The organism is Humibacter ginsengisoli, assembly GCF_054780095.1.
The window spans coordinates 391,682-412,676 of sequence record NZ_BAAGWZ010000006.1 but is presented as its reverse complement, the minus strand read 5'-3'; the positions used below and the strand labels follow the sequence as shown (position 1 = coordinate 412,676).

At 65.7% G+C, this 20,995-nt stretch carries 18 protein-coding genes; 6 read left to right on the top strand and 12 right to left on the bottom strand.

The window, feature by feature from the left end; genetic code table 11:
* Nucleotides 1-31 precede the first annotated feature (31 nt).
* From ACYVI5_RS10190 to ACYVI5_RS10175, 4 genes are all read right to left on the bottom strand, one after another.
* Nucleotides 32-1,315 carry a glycoside hydrolase family 125 protein gene (locus ACYVI5_RS10190; protein ID WP_460580074.1) on the bottom strand — a complete coding sequence of 428 codons (1,284 nt, stop codon included), beginning with the start codon at nucleotides 1,313-1,315 and terminating at the stop codon, nucleotides 32-34.
* Nucleotides 1,316-1,354: 39 nt separating this feature from the next.
* Nucleotides 1,355-2,725 (bottom strand): ABC transporter substrate-binding protein, encoded by a 1,371-nt coding sequence (locus ACYVI5_RS10185; protein ID WP_460580073.1) that lies wholly within the window; start codon nucleotides 2,723-2,725, stop codon nucleotides 1,355-1,357.
* Nucleotides 2,722-3,621, bottom strand: a complete 900-nt coding sequence (locus ACYVI5_RS10180; RefSeq protein ID WP_460530295.1) for a carbohydrate ABC transporter permease — start codon at nucleotides 3,619-3,621, stop codon at nucleotides 2,722-2,724. The genes ACYVI5_RS10185 and ACYVI5_RS10180 overlap by 4 nt, the downstream gene beginning before the upstream one ends.
* Before the next feature lie 103 nt (nucleotides 3,622-3,724).
* The gene (locus ACYVI5_RS10175; protein WP_460530292.1) at nucleotides 3,725-4,690 is read right to left on the bottom strand and encodes a carbohydrate ABC transporter permease; all 966 of its coding nucleotides are present in this window, start codon (nucleotides 4,688-4,690) and stop codon (nucleotides 3,725-3,727) included.
* A gap of 338 nt (nucleotides 4,691-5,028) precedes the next feature.
* On the opposite strand from ACYVI5_RS10175, the gene ACYVI5_RS10170 reads away from it, so the two are divergent.
* The gene (locus tag ACYVI5_RS10170; RefSeq protein WP_460580072.1) at nucleotides 5,029-5,250 is read left to right on the top strand and encodes a hypothetical protein; all 222 of its coding nucleotides are present in this window, start codon (nucleotides 5,029-5,031) and stop codon (nucleotides 5,248-5,250) included.
* Between the two features lie 68 nt (nucleotides 5,251-5,318).
* Nucleotides 5,319-8,237 (top strand): glycoside hydrolase family 38 N-terminal domain-containing protein, encoded by a 2,919-nt coding sequence (locus tag ACYVI5_RS10165; RefSeq protein ID WP_460580583.1) that lies wholly within the window; start codon nucleotides 5,319-5,321, stop codon nucleotides 8,235-8,237.
* A 3-nt stretch (nucleotides 8,238-8,240) separates the two neighbouring features.
* On the opposite strand, the gene ACYVI5_RS10160 is transcribed toward ACYVI5_RS10165, so the two are convergent.
* The 3 genes from ACYVI5_RS10160 to ACYVI5_RS10150 all read right to left on the bottom strand — a co-directional run bounded on the left by ACYVI5_RS10160 (nucleotide 8,241) and on the right by ACYVI5_RS10150 (nucleotide 11,856).
* Complete coding sequence (locus tag ACYVI5_RS10160) at nucleotides 8,241-9,692, bottom strand: MFS transporter (protein ID WP_460530286.1); 1,452 nt, start codon at nucleotides 9,690-9,692, stop codon at nucleotides 8,241-8,243.
* A gap of 105 nt (nucleotides 9,693-9,797) precedes the next feature.
* Nucleotides 9,798-10,112, bottom strand: coding sequence for a hypothetical protein (locus tag ACYVI5_RS10155; RefSeq protein WP_460530283.1), 315 nt, complete (start codon nucleotides 10,110-10,112; stop codon nucleotides 9,798-9,800).
* A gap of 283 nt (nucleotides 10,113-10,395) precedes the next feature.
* Nucleotides 10,396-11,856: a GntP family permease gene (locus ACYVI5_RS10150; protein WP_460580071.1), complete on the bottom strand. Its 1,461-nt coding sequence runs from the start codon at nucleotides 11,854-11,856 to the stop codon at nucleotides 10,396-10,398.
* A gap of 230 nt (nucleotides 11,857-12,086) precedes the next feature.
* Here ACYVI5_RS10150 and ACYVI5_RS10145 point away from each other — a divergent pair, with 230 nt between their 5' ends.
* Entirely contained in the window at nucleotides 12,087-14,024 is a 1,938-nt protein-coding gene (locus ACYVI5_RS10145; protein ID WP_460530277.1) for a potassium transporter Kup, read from the top strand.
* Between the two features lie 6 nt (nucleotides 14,025-14,030).
* On the opposite strand, the gene ACYVI5_RS10140 is transcribed toward ACYVI5_RS10145, so the two are convergent.
* Nucleotides 14,031-14,696: an NUDIX hydrolase gene (locus ACYVI5_RS10140; RefSeq protein WP_460580070.1), complete on the bottom strand. Its 666-nt coding sequence runs from the start codon at nucleotides 14,694-14,696 to the stop codon at nucleotides 14,031-14,033.
* A 7-nt stretch (nucleotides 14,697-14,703) separates the two neighbouring features.
* Nucleotides 14,704-14,991 carry a helix-turn-helix domain-containing protein gene (locus tag ACYVI5_RS10135; protein WP_460530271.1) on the bottom strand — a complete coding sequence of 96 codons (288 nt, stop codon included), beginning with the start codon at nucleotides 14,989-14,991 and terminating at the stop codon, nucleotides 14,704-14,706.
* Between the two features lie 63 nt (nucleotides 14,992-15,054).
* Here ACYVI5_RS10135 and map point away from each other — a divergent pair, with 63 nt between their 5' ends.
* A complete protein-coding gene (gene map / locus ACYVI5_RS10130) occupies nucleotides 15,055-15,843 on the top strand; it encodes a type I methionyl aminopeptidase (protein ID WP_460580069.1) in 789 nt (262 codons plus the stop codon).
* Here the strand turns inward: map and ACYVI5_RS10125 are convergent.
* Nucleotides 15,824-17,476: a thiamine pyrophosphate-binding protein gene (locus ACYVI5_RS10125; RefSeq protein WP_460580068.1), complete on the bottom strand. Its 1,653-nt coding sequence runs from the start codon at nucleotides 17,474-17,476 to the stop codon at nucleotides 15,824-15,826. The genes map and ACYVI5_RS10125 overlap by 20 nt on opposite strands.
* Before the next feature lie 234 nt (nucleotides 17,477-17,710).
* On the opposite strand from ACYVI5_RS10125, the gene ACYVI5_RS10120 reads away from it, so the two are divergent.
* Complete coding sequence (locus ACYVI5_RS10120) at nucleotides 17,711-18,346, top strand: histidine phosphatase family protein (RefSeq protein WP_460580067.1); 636 nt, start codon at nucleotides 17,711-17,713, stop codon at nucleotides 18,344-18,346.
* Nucleotides 18,347-18,380: 34 nt separating this feature from the next.
* Here the strand turns inward: ACYVI5_RS10120 and ACYVI5_RS10115 are convergent, their stop codons facing one another.
* Both ACYVI5_RS10115 and ACYVI5_RS10110 read right to left on the bottom strand, forming a co-directional pair.
* Nucleotides 18,381-19,052: a response regulator transcription factor gene (locus ACYVI5_RS10115; RefSeq protein WP_460580066.1), complete on the bottom strand. Its 672-nt coding sequence runs from the start codon at nucleotides 19,050-19,052 to the stop codon at nucleotides 18,381-18,383.
* Nucleotides 19,049-20,194 carry a sensor histidine kinase gene (locus ACYVI5_RS10110; RefSeq protein WP_460580065.1) on the bottom strand — a complete coding sequence of 382 codons (1,146 nt, stop codon included), beginning with the start codon at nucleotides 20,192-20,194 and terminating at the stop codon, nucleotides 19,049-19,051. The genes ACYVI5_RS10115 and ACYVI5_RS10110 overlap by 4 nt, the downstream gene beginning before the upstream one ends.
* Before the next feature lie 185 nt (nucleotides 20,195-20,379).
* Between ACYVI5_RS10110 and ACYVI5_RS10105 the strand changes: the two genes are divergently transcribed.
* Nucleotides 20,380-20,946 (top strand): hypothetical protein, encoded by a 567-nt coding sequence (locus ACYVI5_RS10105; RefSeq protein WP_460580064.1) that lies wholly within the window; start codon nucleotides 20,380-20,382, stop codon nucleotides 20,944-20,946.
* Nucleotides 20,947-20,995: the final 49 nt, after the last annotated feature.

Genomic DNA, 20,995 nt, shown 5'->3' with positions numbered 1-20,995 from the left:
CTGCGACGCGTGTGCGCCGCCTCGTCCGCGCCTATCCCGGCGGGAGTGGATGACCGTGAGCGTCGAGCACGAGCAGGCAGAACATCGCGTTCGCCCAGGAGAACCACGGGCGCGTATATCGCGCGGCGTCGTCCTTGTCGAAGCTCTCGTGCATCAGCCCGGTCCCCGCGTCCGTCTCGCACAGGAGTTCGAGCATCGCCCTCTTCTCCTGCGGCGAGTGTGACGTCAGCCCCTGGACGGCGAGTGCGATCGGCCAGATGAACCCGTGCGGGGTGTGCGGGCTTCCGATACCGCAAGCAGCGCGACCGCGGAAGAAGTACGGGTTGTCGTTGCTGAGGGCGAAGGCGCGGGTCGCACGGTACACGTCATCGTCGAGCTCGTCGTCGAGCAGCGGGGTCGAGAGTAGGCTCGGCATGTTGGCGTCGTCCATCAGCAGCCGGTTTCCCATGCCGTCCACCTCGTAGGCGTAGATGGTTCCCCACCGCGGATGCCGCACCGTCCCGTGCTCCTCGACTCCGGCTCGAAGCTCATCACGCAGCCGGTCTGCTTCGACGGCCAGAAGCTCGTCGTGCAGCACCTCGCGCGCTATGGCGGAGACCTGCCGGAGCACGGTCGCGGCGAAGAGGTTCGCCGGGATGTTGTACCCGAAGGTGCAGGCGTCGTCGCTGGGCCGGAATCCGCTCCAGGTCATTCCGGTGCGTGAGACAGGCGAGCCGCGCCCGTCGCGGACCAGAGTGTCGCTCGGCGGACAGTCGGTGCGCACGAAGCGGTACGCGGACGCGGTCTCGTGATCTTGCTCGACGCGCCACACCTCGAGCACCCGACGCGCGACGCGGATGAACGTCGCATCGAAATGCTGGGTTCGGCCTGTCGAACGCCAGAGCCGGTAGGCGAGGTTGATGGGGAAGGCCAGGGAGTCGACCTCATACTTGCGTTCCCACACCCAGGGGTCGTCAGAGAGGTCGTTCGAGTCGTGGGCCGCGCCGTTCGGCTCGGCGTTGAACGCATTGGCGTACGGATCGATCTCGATGTAGGCCAGCTGACGGCGCAGCACGCCGAAGAGCGCATCCTGAAGCGGCACGCTCTCCGGCATGAGCACCAGATACGGGAGGAGTTGAGTCGTGGAGTCTCGCAGCCACATGGCGGGGATGTCGCCGGTGACGACGAAGTTCGTCCCGTCGGGCATGGGACGCACCGTCGTATCGAGGGTGTTCCCCAGGCACCGAAGAAAGGTTTCGGCCACAATCGGGTCGGGGTGAGATCCGAGCACGTCGTCGACGATCCCGTTGTCTTTCAGCATGCGCGACAACTGCACGCGGATGGTCTCCTTCTGTGCTGGCTTGGTTCCGATCGGTCAGTAGGAGGGGTTCTCCTTGATCGCCTGATTGATCTGCTGGAACATCCCGGGGACCCCGGTTGAGGCCGGGATCTTGCTTTCCAGGATGTCGAGCCAGGTCGAGTTCGTGATGTTCGCGATCGGAGTGGTCGCGGGCCCGATGTAGCCGATCAGTTTCTGCTTCACCCCCATCACATACTTCACTCCCGCTGAGACGCTTGTCGCGCCCTGCTTGTTGAGCGCCGCGTAATAGCTCGGTGCGGACGGGGCGTATGCCGGCGGGGCGACGGGCGAAGCCGGCAGAACCTTCGGGAACACATGTGTCTGCAGGTACGAGATCGCCTTCCAGGTCTCCTCCGGATTCTCCACGTTCGCCGGCGAACACAGGCCCTGCGGATCGTTGATCTGCACCTTCACGGAGCCTGTCGGCAGTGGTGCCCATCCCCAGTCGGAGGGTTTCATGTTGCCCTGCAGGAACGTCACCGCAAGCCATTGGCCGCCGTACATCATGCCCAGTTTGCCGCTGGCGAACGCTGCCGTGTCGTTGGCCGCGGCGTTGCCACTTGGCGGGGTGAAGTCGCCCGCCTTGAACGCCTGCGCGAACTGTTCTGTCGCCTGGATGAAGTGCTCGTCGGGGGTGAACTCCTTTCCGTTGATCGGATGTGGGCTCAGCGGCCTCCCGCCCGCCCCGACGGAGCGCACGTTCACGGTGTTCGTGTCGTACGCCATGTCGTTGATGCCATACGTGCTGCCGAGCACGCCCTTCATCTTCGCCGCATCCGCGAAGAGGTCGTCCCAGGTCCACGTGGTCGACGGCACCGGGATGTGCGCAGCGGCGAGGTACTTCTTGTTGTAGTAGACCCCGTAGGTGTTCGCGAGCGTAGGGATGCCGTACAGCTTGTCCTTCGTGACGTAGTACGGGTCGATCGTGCCCGGAGAGAACTTCGTGGCGTCGAATCCGAAGTACTTCGGATTCTTCTTCGCCCAGTCCGCCCAGTTGAAGAGCAATCCCTCGCTGCCCATCGTGGTCGCCATGCCCGGGTCGCACCAGAAGAAGTCCGGCAGCTTCTGGGCGAGGGAGAGCGAGGAGATCTGCTGGTTGAAGCCGGAAGCCGGGACTTCGAGGCGCTGCATCGTGTAGCCGTCGGACTCGTATCCCGCGAACGCCTTGTCGAGCAGCCCGTTGGTCGTGCTGTTCTCCCAGGTCAGATACGTGATCTTGTGCGGGTTCGCCGCATATCCGCTGGCCAGTCCGGAGACGCATCCCGAAAGCGACGCGCACAGCCCGGCGGCGACCGCGATCGCCAGCGCCGCACGGAACCGGCGGCGCGAGCCTGAACTGCGCCGCAGTGCGGCGCCGTGACGGAGATCGTTGAACAGGCGGCTCATTTCAGCGAACCTCCCAGGCTCCCCAGACCCTCCATGAAGTACCGCTGGGCCAGGAAGAACAGGATCAACGGAGGAAGCATGTAGAGGATGTTCGTCGCCATGTAGTAGTTGTACGGAGTCAGTGCTGCGCTGGCGAACGAGCCGGAGAATTCCGCCATGCCCACCGAGAGCGGGAAGCGCGAGCTCGACGACAGGTAGACCAGCGGGGACAGGTAATCGTTCCACGTCCCTTGGAACGACAGGATCGCCATCGTGATCCAGAGCGGCTTCGTCATCGGGAAGAAGATCCGGGTGAAGATCTTCCAGTGTCCGGCGCCGTCGAGTGTGGCGGCCTCATCGATGGATCCCGGGATCGTCTGGAAGTACTGCCTCGCCAGGAAGATGAACATCGGGCTGCCGAGGAACGCCGGGATGATCAGCGGCCACCAGCTGTCGTAGAGCCGAAGGGCGATGTAGAGACGCACCAGCGGGATTATCCCGACGATCCCGGGAAGGAACATCGAGCAGACGAAGACGTAAAACCATGCTTTCCGGCCCGCGAAGCGGATTCGCGACAAGCCGTAGCCGACCAGCATCGAGCTGAACACGGCGCCGGCGACGCACAGAACGGTGATCGTCACGGTGTTCCCGAGCATCGGCCAGAAGTCGATCTGCGCGGGGCCGTTGATGAAGTTGGACCAGACGAACTGCTTGGGGAAGAGGTCGGGCGGGAGCTTGTTCACGTCGGAGGTGCTCTTCAGAGCGATGCTGATCATCCACAGGAGCGGGAAGAGCATCGTGCACGCAAGCAGCACGCAGAGGGCGTACCAGGCGCCGCGGGATACCGTCATCGGCACGCGAGCGCGGAGGGGTTTGTTCCGTCGCCGCAGGGGGGACGCGGATGTGACAGCGGTCATGAGAGATCACCTTCTTCTTTGCGGTCGGCCGGTCGTCGCCCTCGACGGCTGGTCGTTCGATGAGGGGAGGGGAGGATGGCTGAGGAACGGAGGTAAGGCACGATCATTGCTCCTCGTTCGCGTTGTAGACCCACTGGTTGGAGGTCTTGAACGTGATGGCCGTGATGATCATGATCAACACGAAGAGCACCCAGACCTCGGCCGTTGCGTAGCCCATCGTCGCGTTGGTGGTGCCTCCGAATCCGTCGGTGTAGATCTTGTACATCAGCAGGTTGGAGGAGTTGTTCGGGCCGCCCGTGGTGAGCAGTGCGATGTTCGTGAAGGCCTGGAATGCAGCGTTGATGCCGAGCACCAGTTGGAGCAGCAGGATCGGCGTGATCATCGGCAGGGTCATGGTCCAGAACGTGCGCCAGGCGCCGGCGCCGTCGAGCTTGGCGGCCTCGATGATGTCGTCGGGAACGTTCTGCAGGCCGGCCAGGAAGATGATCATCGTGCCGCCGACGCCCCAGAGTCCGATCAGGATGACCGTCATCAGCGAGGTGTCAGGTGACTGCAGCCATTGCAACGGCGGTATGCCGAACCAGCCGAGTACCTGGTTGACCAAGCCGAATTGAGGATCGAAGAGGTATTTCCACATGCTCAGCACCGCGACGGCGGGCAACACCACGGGCAAGTAGAAGATGGTTCGGAAGACCTTCACTCCTTTGAGCTTGCGGTTGAGCAGAACCGCGAGCGCGAGCCCGAGAACGAGAGCCAGCGGCACGCTGATCACGGCGTAGACGATGGTGTTCCAGAACGTCCCCCAGAACAGCGGGTCCTTCGTGAACATGGTGATGTAGTTCCCGAAGCCGATGAACCTCGGTGCTGTGACACCGTTCCAGTGCGTGAGCGAGTAATACGCGCTCATCACCAGCGGATACGCGACGAAGACGGCGCATCCGATGATGGAGGGCAGTATGAACAGATAGCCCATCTTGTTGTTCGTACGCCAGTCCCGGCGACGTTGCCGCTGTCGCGTATGGGGCATCCCGAGCGTGACTATGCGTTCTGTTTCGGTCGTTGCGGTCAAGGGAAGACCTCCTCGTTGAGATGCGCCGGTGTGAACGACGGATGCGTGTTGCGCCCTGCGATTTCGCTTCTGCCGTACGCGTGGACGGCGGCTCGTGGCGACGGGTGCAGGCCGTGGCAGCAGGGGAGGGCTCCTGAAATGGACAACACGACCTCCTCGCTGAGAGTGTGCGGGCGCCGCAATGCGTCCGGCCGACGTTCCAACTCGAACCCGTAGTCGCATCCGCTGGTACGATTGGGAACGTTTCCAATCGTGGATGAGCATACCGCGGATCCAGCCGACGGCAAGAGTCGATATGGCGAGTGCTCTCCACGGAAGGCTGTCAATGGAGATAGGCGATGACCTCACACAAGCTCGTATCGGCTCGTCCTTGGGATGACGAGGAGGCCCGGAACGGGCTGCTCGACCGCGCGGTCAGCGCCGAGGGCGCGATCGGATCGACACGCATCGCCGTTCTGCCTGAGCCGTTGATCAAGACCGTCGACGGGATCCGCGCCAGGCCGTTCGCCTGCTCGGCCGTGATTCGCAGCTCTCCGGTCGCGGACTGCGACCATCGCTGATCACCGGCGACGGCTCTGAGCTCGTTGTCGCTGTCGAAGACGGCCCCGCAGGAAGCATCCGGTTGCTTGTGCGCGCAGTCGGCGAGGCGACCGAGGTGAGCGTCGGCATCCAGGAGCTCGGGCCCGAACGGCTCGTGTTCGATCTGCTGCCTCAACGCGAATGGACCGTTCACCTGATTCACCACTCGCACTTCGACTTCGGGTACACGGACAGGCAGACGGAGGTCTTCGCGGCTCAGCGGTCGTACCTGGACAGCGCTCTCGACCTCATCGACGAGACCGCGGACTGGCCAGACAAGGCGCGTTTCCGATGGAACAGCGAAGCACTCTGGGCCATCACCGACTGGCGCAGACAGCGCCCGGCAGCGCAGATGGATCGTCTTGTGCGGGCGGTGAAGGCCGGATCGATCGGCCTGAGCGCACTGCCGTACAACCTGCACACCGATGTGTGCTCCACGGACGAGCTGCACGAGCTTCTCCGCGACGCCAGAGGGCTGCGCGACGAGTTCGGCATTCCCTTCACTTCCGCGATGCAGACCGATGTGCCCGGACAGGTCGCCGGTCTTCCGGATGCGTTGCAGGAAGTCGGTGCGAAGTATCTCTCGGTCGCCCACAACTGGGCCGGTCGCTCCCAGCCCCACACCATGGGCGCGCTCAACCTGCCGCGTCTATTCCGGTGGCGTTCCCTGGCCGGCAGCGAGGTGCTGGTCTGGATGACGGACAGCCCACACGGTCTGGCTTACATGGAGGGGCCGATGGTCGGCTTCGCCGAGGGTATCGATCAGGTCGAGAACTACTTCCCGGCATACCTCACCGCCCTGTCGACGAAGGGCTACCCGTTCCCTCCTGGTGTGTTCGGCGCGCACGGGGAATCATTCGAGGGCCGCGACCCGTACCCATGGGATGTGCTGCATCTCCGGATCCAGGGCTACATGGGCGACAACGCTCCCGCGCGGCTGGCACTGCCAGCCATCGTGCGGCAGTGGAACGAGACATGGGACTCGCCGCGTCTCCGAGTGTCGCGCAACGAAGACTTCTTCGCCGATGCCGAAGCCCGCGTCGGCGACGAACTGATCACGGTCGAGGGCGACTGGGGCGATTGGTGGGTCGAGGGAGTCGGGTCTGCAGCGGTGCCGATCTCCTTCATGCGCAAAGCTCAGGCGGAGGTGGTCGATGCGCGCACGATCTCCCAGTTGAGCGCCCTTTCGGGAGGTGAGGCCGTTCGCGCGGAGGCCGAACGGTCGTCCGAGACCTACGATGCGATCTCGATGTTCAACGAACACACCTGGGGCGCAGGCGACTCCTGGACTCACGGCGACGAAGGCTTCTCATCGGGCGAGCTGCAGTGGCAGTGGAAGGTCGCCCAGAGTCTCATCGCGCAGCAACGTTCGTCCGAGTTGTTGGAGACGGCGCTCGTCTATCTCGGCCAGGCTGTCGGTGCCGCTCCCGACGCCGCCGCGTCGTTCGTCGTGGCCAATCCGACAGGCTTCGCTCGCAGCGGAAGGGTGCGCTTCTTGCTCCCGGAGGCTGCCGTTCCGTTCGGTGTCGACGTCGTCCTCATCGATGCCCGGGATCACTCGTCCCTGCCTTTCGTGGAAGAAGAGCAGACCAACACCGCCCATAGAGAGTCCGGTCGCTGGGTCGTCGCATACGTCAGCGATGTTCCGGCCGCCGGATACCTCCGTCTCGATGTACGCACACGCAAGGCGCACGGCGATTCCCACTCCGAGTCGCCTGCAGAGTGGGCGATCCGTGACGACTCCGCCGACGGCGAGTACGAGCTGCCGTTGCTGCGTGATTCCGGTCGGAGCGAGGGTGCCGCCGTGACCGAACGGCCGCGAGCCGAACTACTGACGCTGGAGAACGAATACCTCCGAGTGCGGGTCGACGAGCATGCCTCGACGATCGCATCGATCCTGGAGAAGGCATCCGATCGCGAACTGGTGAACCAGGACGCCGTCGTCGGGTTCAACGGGTATGTCTACGACGAATATGCGAGCTCCGGAGCGGGCTTCAACCATCTCGCGAACAAGCTCGCGGTCAGTGCTCGGCTGGAGATGCTTGCAACTCGAACGCTTGCCCGGCCTTCGCGCATCGTCGACCGGACTGATGACGTCTTGGGACAGACTCTGGTCTACGAATATCAGGCCGCCGGTGTCGATTGGGTGCGTGTGACACTCCGATTGCCGAAATCTTCGCCGTGGCTCATCATCGAGAACCGGCTGGCGAAACCCTCCCGGTTAGTCAAGGAGAGCGCGTACTTCAGCTTCCCGTTCGCCGGTGACGACCCGCGCATGCGGTTCGAAGTGTCGGGAAGCGTGACCGGGGATGGTCTGCCGCACATTCCAGGGGCACCGCAGCACATGCGGGGCGTGCGCGACTGGGTGCTGGTGCAGGATGGCGACGAAGCCGTGGTCTGGGTGACGAGGGATGTCCCTCTCGTCGAGCCACACACGATCGCCGTACCGTACGCCCCATTTCCGTCGAGCACGAAGCCGCACGAGGCGGGAACCGTCTATTCGTGGGTGCACAACAACGTATGGGACACCAACTTTCCCATCGAGCAGGGTTTTGAAGCCACGTTCTCGTATGCGGTCGGGGTGCGGGCCACTGGCGATGAATCGACGGGCGAACTCGCCCTGCGGACGGCGGCAGAGCTGGTTCATCCGTTGCGGGCGACTCGAGCCACCGGCGATGCGTCCGACCGCGCGGCGGAACGCGGCGTGCTTTCCGTCTCCGACACACGTGTGCAACTCGTCGGCCTGTTACAAGCAGAGGACGGTGGCACGATCGTGCGGCTGCAGTCTTTTGCCGACGAACCGACGAAGGCGGAGATCCGATGGGATCGGGATCTTGTCAGGGCTGTGCGGACGACCTTCCTCGGCGACGAACTGGCAGATCTTGAGTTCGTGTCCGGAACCGTGCACGTACCTCTCGAACGTTTCGAGACTGCGGCGGTGAAGGTGGCTCTTGTCGACGCCGAGTGACCCTCAACGGGTCACCGACGGCTCCGACGGATTCTTCCGGTTCACCGGCCCCTCGAACAGACGCACGACTTGCTCGACGGAGTGGCCCTTCGTCTCGGGCAAGAAGAAGTAGACGAAGAAGATGCCGATCACGCAGAGCGCGGCGAACACGATCATCGTCCAGCCCAGGCCCATGCCGACCTGCATGATGGGGAAGACCAGCACAAGGCCGTAGTTGGCCAGCCAGTCCACGGCCGCTCCGATTCCCGAGGCACGTCCTCGGACGGCGGTGGGAAAGACCTCGCCCTGCAGCAGCCATCCCGTTCCTCCGATGCCGATCGCGAAGCAGGCGATGAACAGGGCGAACCCGACCATGACGACCACCAGCTGCGGCACGCCCGACAAGAACGACGCTCCGTACGAACCGACGAGAAGGAACACGGCCATGCCGATGTACGCCCCGATCGCCAGGCGGCGACGTCCGATGCTGTCGATGAACCGGAACGCGAAGTACGTGGCGATGACGTTCACGACCGCGAGGATGCCCGCGGCGATGACCCCGTAGATCTCCGACTGAACCGCAGAGGTTCCCGGGTGCACGAAGTAGGGCGTCAGCAGATGCGGCCCGTAGTAGAACGCGACATTGATGCCCGTGATCTGCTGGAGGATGAAGAACACGCACACGATGACGAGTGCGCGACGAACGGGTTTGGTCCACAATGACTGGCCCGCGACGCGCTCCTGTTCGGCCCGTACGGCAAGGGCCTCCTCGTGCACTTGCTCGGCCGTGGCCTCCATCCCGAGGAGCTCGAAGGCCTTGATCGCCTTCTCCTCCTTGCCGTGCTCCAGGAGCCAGCGCGGCGACTCGGGCATCCGGGCTCGCATGATCAGGGAGATGATCGCGGGGATGAACCCGATGCCGAGCATGATGCGCCAATCGACCGTGGATGCCGCCCCCGGTGCGATGCCGAGCACGATCACGGCGATCACGTAGGCGGCGAGGATGCCGATGGTGATCATCCACTGCTGGATGATGGCGAGGGATCCGCGTCGGCGTTTCGGCGCGAACTCGGAGATGTAGGCCGTAGCGATCGCCGAGTCGGCTCCGATCGCGATGCCGATGATCAGCCGACCGATGGTCAGAGTCACCGGCTCGAACGCGAACGCCGAGATGAGCGAGCCGATCGCGAAGAGCGCCGAGTCTGCCAGCAGCAAGGATTTGCGGCCGAACCTGTCGGTGAGCGGACCGGCCGCCAGTGCCCCCACGAACGAGCCCAGCGATGCGCCGGCGACGATGATGCCGATCGCTACCGGGCCGAGCTTGAACGGGAGGAAGACCAAGGCCGAGCCGATGTTCGATGAGTCGAATCCGAACAGGAACCCGCCGATGGTCGCCAGAACGGCCAGATAGATGTAGAACCGGCCGATGTCGCGTGTGTCGAGCGCCTCGAGGAGCCCGGCCTTCGTGTTCTCCATAACGCGGACGTTACGCCCGTGCTGGGCCGTGTGACAGGGGGATGCGAACGACGCGAAACCGCGGTAGAGGTGGCCGCGGTCTACAGGCGGGTCGGCGCGTCCGGCTTACGCGGACAGCGACACCCGGTCCGCGCGTGCTTGATCGATCCGCGCCTTGCGGACCAACTCGGCGGCAGCGTGATCCCAGAGGAGGGACTGGCCGCATTCCTCTGCCCGATCCAGGCGCTCACCTGCCAAAGCCACGAACACCTGACCGGCCCTCTCGATGAACCCGAGAACATGGCGTTCGAGATCGATCTCGACGAGGTCGTTCGCCCGCGGCACGACCACCAGTTTCACGGTCTCGATGCGGTCGGCATCGATATCCAGCCGCACGCGCACCTCGCGCGACTGAGGCACTTTGAGGATGCTTTCCGCCATGATCGCCCTCCTAAGCTGCTGGCCCGATGACATCCGCAAGCACGGTCTTCGTCTCTGTGCCGCTACAGCGCCTCCACATTCCATCGCCGAAGCAAATGCTCGGTGATGTCGCACCGACCAGGGGCGGTCCGGTCGGCGAATTCATGTGACTGAGGCGACCGCATCCGCCCCGAAGAACCCGCACTTCCGTGGTACGCGCCGCGACCGATCATGTCAACGGGGTTGCGACGAACCGAAGACCGAATTCAGGGCGTGCGCAGCCGAACACCGAGCGCGACGCAGGCTAGACGACTGCCCAGAGCAGCAGAACGAGGATGAAGCCCATCACCGAGATGACGGTCTCCATGATCGACCACGACTTGATGGTCTGCCCGATGGTGAGGCCGAAGTACTCGCGAACGAGCCAGAAGCCCGCGTCGTTGACGTGAGAGAAGAACAACGATCCCGCACCGATCGAGAGCACCAGCAGCGCGAGCTGCACCGGAGAGAGGTGGACGGCGAGGGGCGCCACGATTCCGGCTGCCGTCACGGTGGCAACCGTGGCCGAGCCTGTCGCAAGCCGGATCAGCACGGCGACGATCCATCCGAGCACCACGACGGAGAGGCTGGTGGCCACGGCGATCTTCGCGATCGAGCTCCCTGCACCGCCGTCGACGAGCACCTGCTTGAAGCCGCCGCCGGCACCCACGATCAGCATGACTCCGACGATCGGCAGCAGGCTCGCCCCGATCTTCTTCGTCAGCGTGTTCAGCGAGAATCCGACGGTCGTGCCGAAGGTGACCATGGCCAGCAGCACGGCGATCAGCAGTGCGGTCACCGGGTCGCCGACGAAGTCGAGCACGTTTCGAGCCACGGAGCCCGATGGCAGCCACAGGTCTGAAGCGGCCTTGGCGAGCATCAGCACCACGGGGGAGAGGATCGTGACCAGCGTCCAGGTGAACGACGGTGTGCGCGTGGCGTCGGGATCCTGAGCACGGTGACCGCCCGCCTCGGCATCGGCCCCCTTGCCGCCAACGGTGACGGCCAGAGCCGCACCGGATGCCTCCACAGGTACCCAGCGCGCTGCGAGCCGGCCGAACAGCGGGCCGGCGACCACCACGGTCGGGATCGCGATCAGCAGGCCGAAGGCGAGGGTGATGCCCACGTTGGCGTGCAGCAGACCGATCGCCGCGAGCGGCCCGGGGTGCGGCGGGATGAACCCGTGCAGCACCGAGAGGCCGGCGAGAGCCGGAATGCCGAGCAGCATGGCCTTGCTCTTCGCGCGGCGCACGGCGAGCATGACGACGGGGATGAGGAGCACCAGGCCGATCTCGAAGAACATCGGGATGCCGATGATGCCCGCGATCAGTGCCATCTTCCACGGCAGCGTGGCCGGACGGCCCCGCAGGAGTGTGTCGACGACTCGGTCGGCACCACCCGAATCGGCGAGGAGCTTGCCGAGCATCGCGCCGAGCGCGATGAGCACGCCGACATAGCCGAGAACGCCACCCACGCCGGCCTCGTACGACGCGGTGATCTTCTCCAGCGAGATGCCGGAACCGAGCCCGACGATGAGCGAGGCGATGGTGAGTGCGAGGAACGCGTGCATCTTCACCACCACGATCAGGACGACCACGATGGCGATGCCGATCGCGGCCATGACGATCACGAGCGTGTCGTGGGATGTCCACGGCTGATGCGCGGCATCCGTCGCGGCGGCCGCGGCCGTCACTGCTGTCGAACGAAGTGTCTCCACAAGGCTCACCCCTGATCTCCTTCCCCGCGCCTCGGCGCACGCGAGCACGTCCTATCTTGCTGGCGAAGCCACCCGATCGGGGGACGGATCGCCGCTCATCTTCGCCGTCGGCGGCACCGACCGGACCGGCAGAGCCTGAGCCCTTCCTTTGCGTTCTCGAGGTGTTCGTCCGAGTGCCGTGACCTGCACGGGCGCGGAACCGGCGTAGCGTGACGCAGGTGCACGCGAGAGGAAAGACCGTGACCGCGTCAGCGGCGGCCCACGGCCACGGCCCGAAGACGTCGGCCACCGGTCACGGTGCGATGGCGGCGGCGGCGCTCGCCGCGCTAGGTGTCGTCTTCGGCGACATCGGCACGAGCCCGTTGTACGCGTTGAAGACGGTGTTCCTGCTCGACAACGGAGCGGTGCGACCGGTGCAGGACGACGTTTACGGCGTGGTCTCGCTCATGTTCTGGAGCATCACGATCATCGTGTCGATCAAGTACCTCGCCATCCTGATGCGCGCGGACAACGACGGCGAGGGCGGTGTCATGGCGCTGGCGGCGCTCGCGCAGCGTCTTTACGCGAGCAAAGCCGCGCGCGCCGGAGCTCTCCTCGTGATCGGAATCGTCGGCGTCGCACTCTTCTACGGCGACTCGATCATCACGCCCGCCATCAGCGTGCTCTCCGCTGTCGAAGGTCTGCACGTCACCGTTCCAGCGATCACCCACCTTGTCATCCCGATCGCCGCGGTCATCCTGATCGCGCTCTTCGTCGTCCAGCGCTTCGGAACCGGCAGCGTCGGCGTGCTCTTCGGCCCGGTGATGGTGCTCTGGTTCGTGGCGCTTGCCGCGGCCGGCCTGACCATGGTCGTGCAGTATCCGGCCGTTCTGCTCGGACTCTCGCCCACCTACGCCGTCGTCTTCATGGTCGCGCATCCCGCGGTGTCGTTCATCGCACTCGGGGCCGTCGTGCTGACCATCACCGGCGCAGAGGCGCTGTACGCCGACATGGGGCACTTCGGACGCTCGCCCATTCGTCGCGCCTGGTTCTTCCTCGTCTTCCCCGCGCTGACCATCAACTACCTCGGCCAGGCAGCGCTCATCCTGCACAATCCCGCGGCCCGGATCAATCCGTTCTTCCTGCTGATACCGGAATGGGGGCGCCTCCCGATGGTCATCCTGGCCACCGCGGCGACCGTCATCGCGAGCCAAGCGGTCATCTCCGGCGCGTTCTCGCTCTCCCGGCAGGCTGTGCACCTGGGCGTGCTGCCGCCGCTCACGGTGAGACAGACATCCCAGCGCGAAGGCGGGCAGATCTACCTCCCCGCCGTCAACTTCTTGCTCTTCATCGGCGTCATCGCCGTGACCCTCGCATTCGGTTCCTCCGACCGGCTCTCTACCGCGTACGGCATCTCCGTGACCGGAGCCCTGGTCGTGGACACCCTGCTGCTCCTGCTGGTCGCCCGACCCCTGTGGCACTGGGCGCCGTGGAAGATCGTGATCTGCGCCGTCGCGTTCGGCGGCCTCGAGCTCACCTTCCTGGCCGGCAACCTTTCGAAGATCCTCAACGGGGGCTGGGTGCCGCTGCTGATCGCGGCGGTCGTCATCCTCGTCATGACCACGTGGCGACGAGGACGCCAGCTCGTGCAGATCGACCGCAAGCGCAAGGAGGGATCGCTGGCCCGGTTCATCGAGGACGTGCGCGAGCAGAACCTGCCGCGGGTCCCCGGTATCGCGATCTTCCCGCACCCGAACAAGGACACGACTCCGCTGGCGCTGCGAGCGAATGTGAAGCACAACCACGTGCTGCACGAGCACGTCATCATCGTCTCCGTGACCACGGCGCAGGTGCCGCACGTACCGATATCCGAGGCGTACAGCTACGACGATCTGGGGTACACGGATGATGGCATCGAGCATCTGAGCATCCGGTTCGGGTTCTCCGACAAACCCGACATACCCAAAGCGTTGCGGGCCGCGTGCCGCGCCGGCGTGCTTCCGCTCAATGCCGGCGACTTCACGCACGCGTCGTACTTCATCTCCCGGGGTGCCATCCGCACCACCCGGACCAACAGCATGGTGCCGTGGCGACGCTCACTGTTCGTGGGGCTTGCGCACAATGCCGCGAACCCGGCAGCCCGGTTCGGCCTGCCCGCGCTGCGCACAGTCACCATGGGCAGCGACGTCGAGATCTAACGCACCTCAGCTCTCGATGAGGCGTTCGCGCGTGACATCCCACGGCTGCGTCCAGCCGAGAGCGTCGAAGAGGCGATCGAGCAGGATCGCCGTGAAACCCCAGACGACGACGCCGTCCACATCGAATGCCGGGCCACTGTAACGGGACCCTCGGCGTTCGATCACCGCGGTGAAGCGCGACGCAGGATCCAGAAGTTGCGCCACTCGAACCTGCCACACGAGCGTCGTTTCGGCAGGATCGATCGCGCTCAGCACGATCGGGTGCTCCCACCACCCGATCACGGGTGTCACCAGGTGATCGCTCACGGCCAACGGAACCGGCGGAAGCGTCGCGAGCACATCGACACCGCTCGGATCGAGCCCGGTCTCCTCCGCAGCCTCCCGCAGAGCAGTCTGCGCAGCATCCGCGTCACCCGGTTCTGCGCGACCGCCGGGAAACGACACCTGCCCGGCGTGTTGCCTCAGCGTTGCCGCGCGCACCTGCAGCAGAACGCAGAGCCCGGCGGAACCGGATGCCTGTGCCCTCGCCTCGCTGAACAGCACGAGCACAGCCGCGGGCCGCTCCCCGTGGTCGCCGGCGCGAAGTTCACGGAAGACCGCCGGGTCGATTCGCTCGACGAGGCGGGCGAGCTGGCCGCGCGAGTCGGTGACGAGCGGGTGCGGTTCTGTCATGTTCCGGCTACGACGCGATCCTGCGGTCGTTTTCGGCAGACGGAGCGGCGTTCTCCTGGCTGATCGACGTCCACACGTCGTCGAGCGAGAGGCCGAGTGCGGTGGTGATCGCCGCAATCGTGGTGAATGACGGCGTGGCGATTCGACCGGTCTCGATCTTGCGCAGCGTCTCGGGCGATATGCCTGCCGAGAGCGCGACATCCACCATGGAGCGTTCGTTCCGGGCGCGACGAAGGAGTGCGCCGAGACGTTCGCCCCGATGGACCTCGAGCGGGGACAGCGGCAATCTGACCATGAACCGATGATAATACCGGTATAGTATTACCGGTCTTGCTGGACTGTCGTTTGTGAGGAACCCATGATCGAACTGCTCGGACCCGACGAACTGCGTCGCGCCCACGAGAGCGGCGCCTTCGTCTCCGACGTTCTACGCAGGATGCGCGACCGCACGAAAGTGGGCACGAATCTGCTTGAGATCGACGCCTGGGTCGCACAGCTCATCGCCGACGCGGGCGCAGTGTCGTGTTACGTCGACTACGCGCCGTCGTTCGGACGGGGCCCGTTCCGTCACGTCATCTGCACGTCGGTGAACGATGCGGTGCTGCACGGGCTGCCGCACGACTACGCCTTGCGCGACGGAGATCTGCTCTCGCTCGACTTCGCGGCATCCCTCGACGGCATCGTGACCGACTCCGCGATCAGTTTCGTGGTGGGCGACACGGTCGACGAGGCCGACGCGCGCATGATCGACGTCACCGAGCGCGCACTCGCCTCCGGCATCCAGGCCGCCGTGCCCGGATCGCGCATCGGCGACATCTCCCGCGCGATCGGCGCGGTGCTCTCCGAGGCCGGCTATCCGATCAACACCGAGTTCGGCGGGCATGGTGTCGGTTCGACGATGCACCAGGACCCGCACATCCCGAACACCGGACGACCGGGTCGCGGTTACAAGCTGCGTCCCGGACTGCTGCTGGCGCTGGAGCCCTGGGTCATGGCCGACACGGCGGTGCTGGTGACCGATCCGGACGGGTGGACGCTGCGCAGCGCCACAGGTGCACGCACCGCGCACAGCGAGCACACCATCGCCATTACAGACGACGGGCCGGTCGTGCTGACCCGCGCCTCGGTCACGAGTTCACGCGGATGACCTCTTCCTGGTACGGCGAGATCACCTCGTGGGTGATGCGGCAGTCCAGGAGCAGGAACGGGCGGTCGGATGCCGGCGTCGCCGCCCAGGTGCGCAGGCGCTCGAGGTCGCCGAGCGTCCGCACGACCACGCCTTCAGCGCCCACAGCGGTCGCGAGGCCGGCGAAGTCCACTTGCGGGATCAGCATCGGCTCGCGCGCGAGACCCTTCAGACCGTAGAGATTCACCTCGGCACCGTACGCGGCATCGTTCCAGACGACGGCCACGCCGCGCCCGCCCGCGACGCGGACGGCGGTCTCGAGGTCCGCCAGAGCCATCAGCCCGCCTCCGTCGCCCGTGGTGAGCACGATCGTCGAGCCCGGCTTGGCGAGCGCGGCGCCGGCGACCGACGGCATCCCTAACCCGATCGACTGGAAGGCCGTGCCGACCATGATCATCCGATCGGGAGATGCCACCGGCCAGTACATGTTCGCCCAGCCGATGAAGTGCCCGCCGTCGGAGACGACGACGCGATCGTCCGGGAGCAGCTCGCCGATGCGCGCGGCGAGCGTGCGGGGATCGAGCCGGCCGTCTGAGACGGTTCCGTCGCCATCGGGGCGCTTCGTGAGCGCGTCGATGTCGATGCGCTCACGCCAGCCGCTCGGTGATGCGCCGAGCTCACGCAGCGCGGTGACCAGTTCCGAGGCGACGATGCGCGCATCCCCGCGGATGAACCCGCCCACGTTCGGATGAGTGGCAGCGGCACCGGTATCCACCTGCACCACATGCGTCTCGGGAGAGAACAGGCGGCCGAAGCGCATCGTGAACTGGTTGAGTGATGCGCCGAACACCACCGCGACGTCGGCGTCGCGTATCAGGTCCATCGCGCCGTCTGCGCCGAATCCGCCGGTGACGCCGAGGTCATAGCGGGCATCCGGGAAGATGCCCCGGCCGAGCGCGGTGGATGCGGTGACCGCCCCCGTCGCGGCCGCGAGCTCGCCCAACGCGTTGCCGGCGTCGGCGAGCCAGGCGCCCCGGCCGGCGAGGAGGAACGGACGCTCAGCGTCCGCAAGCGCTCGCGCGAGGCGTCCGAGTTGTGCTCGACTGAATTCGTCGCGTGGAGCGAGCGGGGCGGGCAGCTGCGGCCGCGGTGCCTCTGGAACGGGGCCGGCATCCAACTGGGCGACGTCGTACGGAATGGCCAGCACAGTGGGAACGCTGTAGGCGAGTGCGTGCTCGACGGCGATCGCGGTGGTGGCGGCGGCATCCGCTCGTCCCACCGTGTAGGTGCGTGCACCGACGGCGGACGCGAGCGCGATCTGATCGACATCCCAGGGTCGAGGGCCCGAGGTGGGCTCGTCGCCCACCACGAGGATGAGCGGGATGTGCGCCTGCACCGCCTCGGCCAGCGCCGTGAGCGTGTTCGTGAACCCGGCGCCGTAGGTGGTGGTACCGGCGGCGATGCGGCCGGAGGCACGGAAGTGCGCATCCGCGGCGACGACCGCTCCGGCCTCGTGGCGCACCGGCGTATAACGCACGTCGGTCTGACGTGCGAGCGCGTCGAGGAAGTAGGCGTTTCCGTTGCCCATCACGCCGAAGACGTTGTCGAGATGCTCGGCGAGGGTGACGGCGACATGAGCGGAGACGGAGGGCATGGCGGAGCCTTTCGAGACGTAACGGATGCGATTTCCGTATGTGTCTCGCCGGCGCGCGGCTCAAGTGCCCCTTTTTCGAGCACCGGCTCGTTCGACCGCCTGAACCGAGGCGGGAGCGAACCGGACGAGAACGAGGATAGCGGAGAGCCGACCGCCGGGGTTCGGAATGGCATCGTGGTCGCAGCGGGCCGGATCTGACAAGGTGGGAGCAGACCGCGAGCATCGGGAGGGCGCATGTCTGACGGCGAGACCGATCGCAACGGACGGCTGGTGCTGATCCGGCACGGCGAGACGCCGTGGAGCCGCGTCGGCCGGCACACCGGCGTCACGGATCTCACGCTCACCGAGCGCGGTGAGCAGCAGGCGCGCGACCAGGGATCGATGCTCCGCGGGCACCACTTCGCTCTTGTGCTCTGCAGCCCGCGGGCGCGCTCGCGCCGCACGTCAGCGCTCGCCGGCTACGCGCATCCCACGCTCGACGACGACCTCGTCGAGTGGGACTACGGCGGCTACGAGGGCATCACAACGCCGCAGATCGTTGCCTCCCGAGGCGGTGAGCCGTGGGATCTCTGGCACGACGGCGTCATTCCGGGCGAGACGCCGGGGGAGACGGCCGAGCAGGTGCAGGCGCGCGCGCAGAGCGTGATCGACAAGTGCACACCGAGCCTGCTGAACGGCGACGACGTGCTGCTGGTCTCGCACGGGCACTTTCTGCGGATGCTCGCGGTCACGTGGGCGGGTCTTCCGGTGACGGCGGGCGCCGTCATCCGGCTCGACACCGGCAGCGTCTGCGAACTCGGGTACGAGCACGAGCAACAAGCGATCCTGCGCTGGAACTGCCCGCCCGATCCGCGCACCGACTTCAGCTGACGCGGATTCTCGGCGGTCCGAATCGTCGGCTGGCTTAGGGAACGCCGCTGCTGATCGTTCCCCCGGTCAGACCGTTCTCGTGCGCGAAGATCACGGCATGCACGCGATCGCGAAGCCCTAGTTTGCGAAGCACTTGTCCGACATGCGCTTTGACGGTGGATTCGGACAGATACAGGTCGACGCCGATCTCCGCATTGCTCAGCCCTTCGACCATTCCGTCGAAGACGTCGATCTCCCGTTGAGACAACGTTCTCAGCTTTTCCGCTCGGGCCATCGACGCCGGAGGACGAGACGCCCATTGTTCGACGAGGCGCCAGGTAAGGGTTGCATCCACGAGTGAGTCGCCTCTGTCGACCGCGCGGATGCCTTCGACCAGCTGCCGTTTCGGGGCATCCTTGAGCAGGAACCCGCTGGCGCCCGACTTCAGCGCCTGGTAGAGATACTCGTCGGTGCCGAATGTCGTGAGGATCAGAATGCGCGGCGAGCCGGGATCGCGGGTCATCCGCCGGGTCGCTTGGAGGCCATCCACGCCGGGCATCCTGATGTCCATGACCACGACGTCCGGATGGGTGAGCGCGGCCGCCTTCATCGCCTCCTGACCATCGCCGGCTTCGGCGACGACTTCGATGTCGTCCTGAGCTTCGAGGATCATCCGGATGCCATCCCTCACCAGAGCCTGGTCGTCGGCGAGGACCACCCGGATCATCGTGACCCACCCGAACAGCAGACGAGGGTCGCATCGAGAACGTATTCAGGCGCGTTTTCGTCGATCTCCAGAACGCCCGCCCGCAATTCGCCTCCGTACATGCTCACGCGCTCCTGAGCTCCCGCGAGCCCGCGCCCCGTGCCTTTCGCGGTGACGGGCTTACTCGGCAGGCCATTCCTCACCTGCACGCGGATGCGATCACCGGTTCTGTCAAGCACGATTGACGGTCCGCGACCATCGCCGTATCGGATCGCGTTCGTCAACGCCTCCTGGACGATGCGGTAGAGGGCAAGCGCTACGCCGTCTTCGAGCGCCCACTGCTCACCTGTGACAGACAGGCGCACGGGCACTCCGGTCGAGCGTGCGTCTGCGACAAGTTCCCTTATCCCGTCCAGCCCGCGTTGCCGCGCAGGCGCCGGATCCACGTCATCGGTTCGCAGCACATCGAGCATCCTGCGCATCTCGTCGACGCCGCTGCGTCCGGCCTGCTGGATGCGCTCCAGCGCGGCCTTGGCGCGCGCAGGATCTCGTTCGATGATCGCCTCTGCTCCCTCTGCTTGGAGCACCATCAGACTGAGGCCGTGCGCCACGACGTCGTGGAGCTCTCGGGCGATGCGAGCCCTCTCCTGCGCTGCGGCGAGACGCTGCGTCTGGTCTCTCTCACGATCGATCGCGATCTGCCTCGCCCGCATGCTGGTGCCGATCACAACGGCTCCTCCGAGATAGACGAGTGGATAGACCGCGTCGAAGATGCCCTGCCCACCGCCTGTGATTCCAGAGACGACGACAGCGGCTGCGACCAGCAGAAGACCGATGACGGCACGTGGCAGCGTTGCGTGCCGGCCGAGTGAATAGCAGACGACCATGACCGCTAGGAACGAGGCGAAGGCCGGAGTGGCGGCACCGAGCAGCAGTTGGCCGGCGATCGCCGCCACGACAACGAACGTGACGATCAACGGCCATCGCCGACGTACCGCAAGCGGCAGGACGGACGCCACACCCGCAGTCACGAGGAACGGACCCCCGGATGTGCCGCTCAGCAGCCACTGCCCGACGCAGAGCGCGGCCAGTGACGCTGCCACGGCACCGTCGAACAGGTCGGCTCGGGAGAGACGGATCTCTCCCTTCTGCGGCAGGATCACGTGCTCAGCATAAGAGCGCCGTGGGCGTACCCGGTCGGTACTCAGGTACCGATCTGCGGCCCCAGAGTACGGGTCGTCACGACCGACGACCGAGGCGGGAACCCTTCGCGCAGCCCTACCGTCGGACTGTCAATCGCTGAAGCGGTCGCGGATCCGCCGCGATCCTCATCCGGAGGAGGAAACTCATGACCGTATCGCTCGATGTCCCTACGCCGACGAGGCCGGCGGCCCGTACCGTCGTCTCCGTCGGAACCGCCGTCTTCTCGTTGGTCGCATTCGGCCTCTTCGTCGCCGTGCAGATGACCGGAGCCGCTGACGGTTCACCGCTCGCGACGGCATCCGCCGTGTTCGTGCTGCTCACTCTGCTGGCCCTCTGCGCGGTCGCAGCGCTGATGGTGCAGGAGCATCCAATGGCGGGTACAACGGCGGCGGTGACCGCTGCGATCGGGGCGGGCGGAGCGTGGGCCGGGGTGTTCGTGCTCCCATCGATTGTCGCCTCCGGCCAGATGCAGACGTTGTCCGCCTACCTCGGGCCCGTCCAGTTCGGCTACATGCTCTCGTTCGCGCTGCTCGCTGCGGGATGGCTGATGGTCGCCATCGTCCGTTTTCGCGCCAAGGAGACGCCTACGTGGGCCGGCATCATCCTGCTGATCGGTGCTCTTCTGGTGCTGGTTCCGACTGCGGACCCGTTGCGCATCCTGGTTCTTGCTGGAGCGGTTGCGCTGTCGGAGTCTCGGCGTCGCGCTCGGTGACGCGCCACCCGGCTCTCGACCAGCTCAACCTACAGTCTTCAGCTGACGG

Excerpts from the sequence above, each read along its gene's own strand:
- ACYVI5_RS10185 (WP_460580073.1), bottom strand. The coding sequence starts at position 2,725 with ATGAGCCGCCTGTTCAACGATCTCCGTCACGGCGCCGCACTGCGGCGC.
- ACYVI5_RS10180 (WP_460530295.1), bottom strand. The coding sequence starts at position 3,621 with ATGACCGCTGTCACATCCGCGTCCCCCCTGCGGCGACGGAACAAACCC.
- ACYVI5_RS10170 (WP_460580072.1), top strand. The coding sequence starts at position 5,029 with ATGACCTCACACAAGCTCGTATCGGCTCGTCCTTGGGATGACGAGGAG.
- ACYVI5_RS10160 (WP_460530286.1), bottom strand. The coding sequence starts at position 9,692 with ATGGAGAACACGAAGGCCGGGCTCCTCGAGGCGCTCGACACACGCGAC.
- ACYVI5_RS10155 (WP_460530283.1), bottom strand. The coding sequence starts at position 10,112 with ATGGCGGAAAGCATCCTCAAAGTGCCTCAGTCGCGCGAGGTGCGCGTG.
- ACYVI5_RS10140 (WP_460580070.1), bottom strand. The coding sequence starts at position 14,696 with ATGACAGAACCGCACCCGCTCGTCACCGACTCGCGCGGCCAGCTCGCC.
- ACYVI5_RS10135 (WP_460530271.1), bottom strand. The coding sequence starts at position 14,991 with ATGGTCAGATTGCCGCTGTCCCCGCTCGAGGTCCATCGGGGCGAACGT.
- map (WP_460580069.1), top strand. The coding sequence starts at position 15,055 with ATGATCGAACTGCTCGGACCCGACGAACTGCGTCGCGCCCACGAGAGC.
- ACYVI5_RS10125 (WP_460580068.1), bottom strand. The coding sequence starts at position 17,476 with ATGCCCTCCGTCTCCGCTCATGTCGCCGTCACCCTCGCCGAGCATCTC.
- ACYVI5_RS10120 (WP_460580067.1), top strand. The coding sequence starts at position 17,711 with ATGTCTGACGGCGAGACCGATCGCAACGGACGGCTGGTGCTGATCCGG.
- ACYVI5_RS10115 (WP_460580066.1), bottom strand. The coding sequence starts at position 19,052 with ATGATCCGGGTGGTCCTCGCCGACGACCAGGCTCTGGTGAGGGATGGC.
- ACYVI5_RS10105 (WP_460580064.1), top strand. The coding sequence starts at position 20,380 with ATGACCGTATCGCTCGATGTCCCTACGCCGACGAGGCCGGCGGCCCGT.